Genomic DNA, 3,510 nt, shown 5'->3' with positions numbered 1-3,510 from the left:
GCGAGAGGCGGGGGGTAATCTACTCGTTGCGCTGTCTTGAGGACGGTGCGAGGACCTTGAAAGCGAGGGAGTCGAGAGAGTGCGATGAGCGCTGGTGCTTATCGACGGAAGCCGAGTTCTCAAGGCTGTTAGGCTGGGCCGTAGAGATACGGGAGGTCTAAGGGATTGAGGGCTTGGTGGAGGTTGAGGGCACGGTGTTAGGAATGTAAGGGAAGAGGTCAAGATAGGAAGGGCACACGGTGGATGCCCTGGCACCCGAACCGAAGAAGGACGTGATTACCTGCGAAAAGCTCGGGGGAGCTGGTAGTGAGCGTTGATCCCGAGATATCCGAATGGGGGAACCCACCCTCTGGGAACAGGGGGTACCGCGCGAGCGGGGGGAACGCCGGGAACTGAAACATCTAAGTACCGGCAGGAGAAGAAAGCGAAAGCGATTTCCTGAGTAGCGGCGAGCGAAAGGGAAGGAGCCCAAACCCATGTGCGTGCACATGGGGGTTGTGGGGCGCCCAAGAACGAAGTTGAAGCTTAGCCGAGCTGTCTGGGAAGGCAGACCGAAGAGGGTGAAAGTCCCGTAGGCGAAAAGTGGAGACTAGGAGGGCGTACCCGAGTAGCCTGGTTTTCGTGGAAGACTGGGCGAATCTGCGCGGCCCACCGCGTAAGGCTAAATATTCCGGGTGACCGATAGCGAAGCAGTACCGTGAGGGAAAGGTGAAAAGAACCCCGGGAGGGGAGTGAAATAGAACCTGAAACCGTGTGCTTACAAGCAATCGCGGCGCTACGAAGGCGTTGCGGTGTGCCTATTGAAGCATGAGCCGGCGACTTACGTTAGCGTGCGAGCTTAAGGCGAGAGCTGGAGGCGTAGCGAAAGCGAGTCCGAAGAGGGCGAGGAGTGCGCTGGCGTAGACTCGAAACCTGGAGAGCTAGTCCTGGCCAGGCTGAAGCGCGGGTGACACTGCGTGGAGGGCCGAACCGGTTGGAGATGCAAATCCCTCGGATGAGCTGGGATTAGGAGTGAAAAGCTAACCGATCCAGGAGATAGCTAGTTCTCCCCGAAATGACTTTAGGGTCAGCCTCGGATGCTGATTGCGGCCTGTAAAGCACTGATTGGGCTAGGGGGCCTACCAGCCTACCAAACCCTGTCAAACTCTGAAGGGTCGCAAGGGGAGTCCGGGAGTGAGGGCATGAGTGCTAACATCCATGTCCAAGCGCGGGAACAACCGAGATCGCCAGCTAAGGTCCCCAAGTTCAGGCTAAGTGGATAAGGATGTGAGGTTGCCTAGACAGCCAGGAGGTTGGCTTAGAAGCAGCCACCCTTGAGAGAGTGCGTAATAGCTCACTGGTCGAGTGACCTTGCGCCGAAAATGATCGGGGCTTAAGCCTGACACCGAAGCTGCGGACTGTACGGAAGTACAGTGGTAGGGGAGCGTTCCCGATGCCGATGAAGCCATACCGAGAGGGGTGGTGGAGGTAAGGGAAGTGCGAATGCCGGCATGAGTAACGATAAATGGGGTGAGAATCCCCATCGCCGTAAACCCAAGGTTTCCTACGTTATGGTCGTCAGCGTAGGGTTAGGCGGGACCTAAGGCGAGGCCGAGAGGCGTAGTCGACGGAGAACTGGTTAATATTCCAGTCCCACTCTAGGTGCGAAGGAGGGACGCTTTAGGCTAGGCGGACCGGAGCCATGGATGAGCCCGGCCAGAAGCGCAACGGGGACTACAGGCAAATCCGTAGTCCGAGACCGGTGCGTGGTGGGGAAGGCGCAAGCTGACAACCCGCTGAAGCCAGGGAGCCGAGAAAAGCTTCTAAGCAAAACCGAAGAGTGCCCGTACCGTAAACCGACACAGGTGGGTGGGTGTGAATGCACCAAGGCGCGCGAGAGAACCCTCGTTAAGGAACTTTGCAATCTAGCCCCGTAACTTCGGGAGAAGGGGTGCCCCCAATGGAGGGGGCCGCAGTGAAGAGGCGCTGGCGACTGTTTACCAAAAACTCAGCTCTCTGCGAACACGAAAGTGGAAGTATAGGGAGCGACGCTTGCCCGGTGCCGGAAGGTCAAGGGGAGGGGTGAGAGCCCTGATCCGAAGCCCCGGTGAACGGCGGCCGTAACTATAACGGTCCTAAGGTAGCGAAATTCCTTGTCGGGTAAGTTCCGACCTGCACGAAAAGCGTAACGATCAGCGCGCTGTCTCAACGAGGGACTCGGTGAAATTGAACTGGCTGTGAAGATGCAGCCTACCCGTGGCAGGACGAAAAGACCCCATGGAGCTTTACTGTAGTCTGGCATTGGCTTCTGGACAGATCTGCGTAGGATAGGTGGGAGCCTATGAGCCCTGGCTTTCGGGCTGGGGGGAGGCGACGGTGAAATACCACCCTGATGTGTTCGGGAGCCTAACCCCGGGAGGGGGACAGTGCTTGATGGGCAGTTTGACTGGGGCGGTCGCCTCCTAAAGCGTAACGGAGGCGCCCAAAGGTTCCCTCAGCGTGGACGGAAACCACGCGGTGAGCGCAAGGGTAAAAGGGAGCCTGACTGTGAGGCAGGCAAGCCGAACAGGAGCGAAAGCTGGGCCTAGTGAACCGGTGGTACCGTGTGGAAGGGCCATCGATCAACGGATAAAAGTTACCCTGGGGATAACAGGCTGATGATTCCCGAGCGTCCATAGCGGCGGAATCGTTTGGCACCTCGATGTCGGCTCGTCACATCCTGGGGCTGAAGAAGGTCCCAAGGGTTGGGCTGTTCGCCCATTAAAGTGGCACGCGAGCTGGGTTCAGAACGTCGTGAGACAGTTCGGTCTCTATCCGTCACGGGCGAAGGAAGTTTGAGGGGGGCTGCTCCTAGTACGAGAGGACCGGAGTGGACGTACCGCTGGTTTTCCAGCTGTTCTTCCAAGGGCAAATGCTGGGTAGCCAAGTACGGTAGAGATAACCGCTGAAAGCATCTAAGCGGGAAACTTGCCCCAAGATGAGACTTCCCACGGAGTAATCCGGTAAGGACCCTGCAAGACCAGCAGGTGAATCGGCTGGAGGTGGAAGGGCAGCGATGCCCGAAGCTGACCAGTGCGAATGGTCCGAGGTCTTGACCTCTTTAGCACTCATACATCAAGCGACCTTCCAAGCTTCAAGCATCAAGTGATCTCTCGACTGCCTTGCTTTCAACGAGGTCCCAACCTTTACAACCCACAATCAAAGGCACAACAACAGATGCCTCTGTGCTCATAGCGGTGTGGTCCCACCCGTACCCATTCCGAACACGGCAGTGAAACGCACCTGCGCCGATGGTACTTGGCTCGAAGGGGCCTGGGAGAGTAGGGCAGCGCAGAGGCTTTACTTTTTTCTTTACTTTTTTGTGGTATAGGCTATAAGTGTAAGTGAGTGTGGCCAGTGCACCAGTGCGGCGAGTAGCGTGTGACATGTTGTCCTGTAGTGGAGCGCTGCCCGTGCGGGAGTAGCTCAGTTGGTAGAGCACAACCTTGCCAAGGTTGGGGTCGCGAGTTCGAGTCTCGTCTCCCGCTCCAC

At 57.5% G+C, this 3,510-nt stretch carries 1 tRNA gene and 2 rRNA genes; all 3 read left to right on the top strand.

Going from position 1 to position 3,510, the window contains the following annotated elements:
• The first annotated feature begins 216 nt into the window (after positions 1-216).
• The 3 genes from Mrose_RS18015 to Mrose_RS18005 all read left to right on the top strand — a co-directional run bounded on the left by Mrose_RS18015 (position 217) and on the right by Mrose_RS18005 (position 3,509).
• A 23S ribosomal RNA gene (locus Mrose_RS18015) occupies positions 217-3,078 on the top strand.
• 121 nt (positions 3,079-3,199) lie between these two features.
• Positions 3,200-3,316, top strand: a 5S ribosomal RNA gene (gene rrf / locus Mrose_RS18010).
• Positions 3,317-3,433: 117 nt separating this feature from the next.
• Positions 3,434-3,509 (top strand) — tRNA-Gly (locus Mrose_RS18005).
• Position 3,510 lies beyond the last annotated feature (1 nt).

The organism is Calidithermus roseus (assembly GCF_003574095.1).
Classification (GTDB): Bacteria; Deinococcota; Deinococci; order Deinococcales; family Thermaceae; genus Calidithermus; species Calidithermus roseus.
Note: the sequence above shows the minus strand (reverse complement) of the source record. Positions and strands in the feature narration are given on the sequence as shown.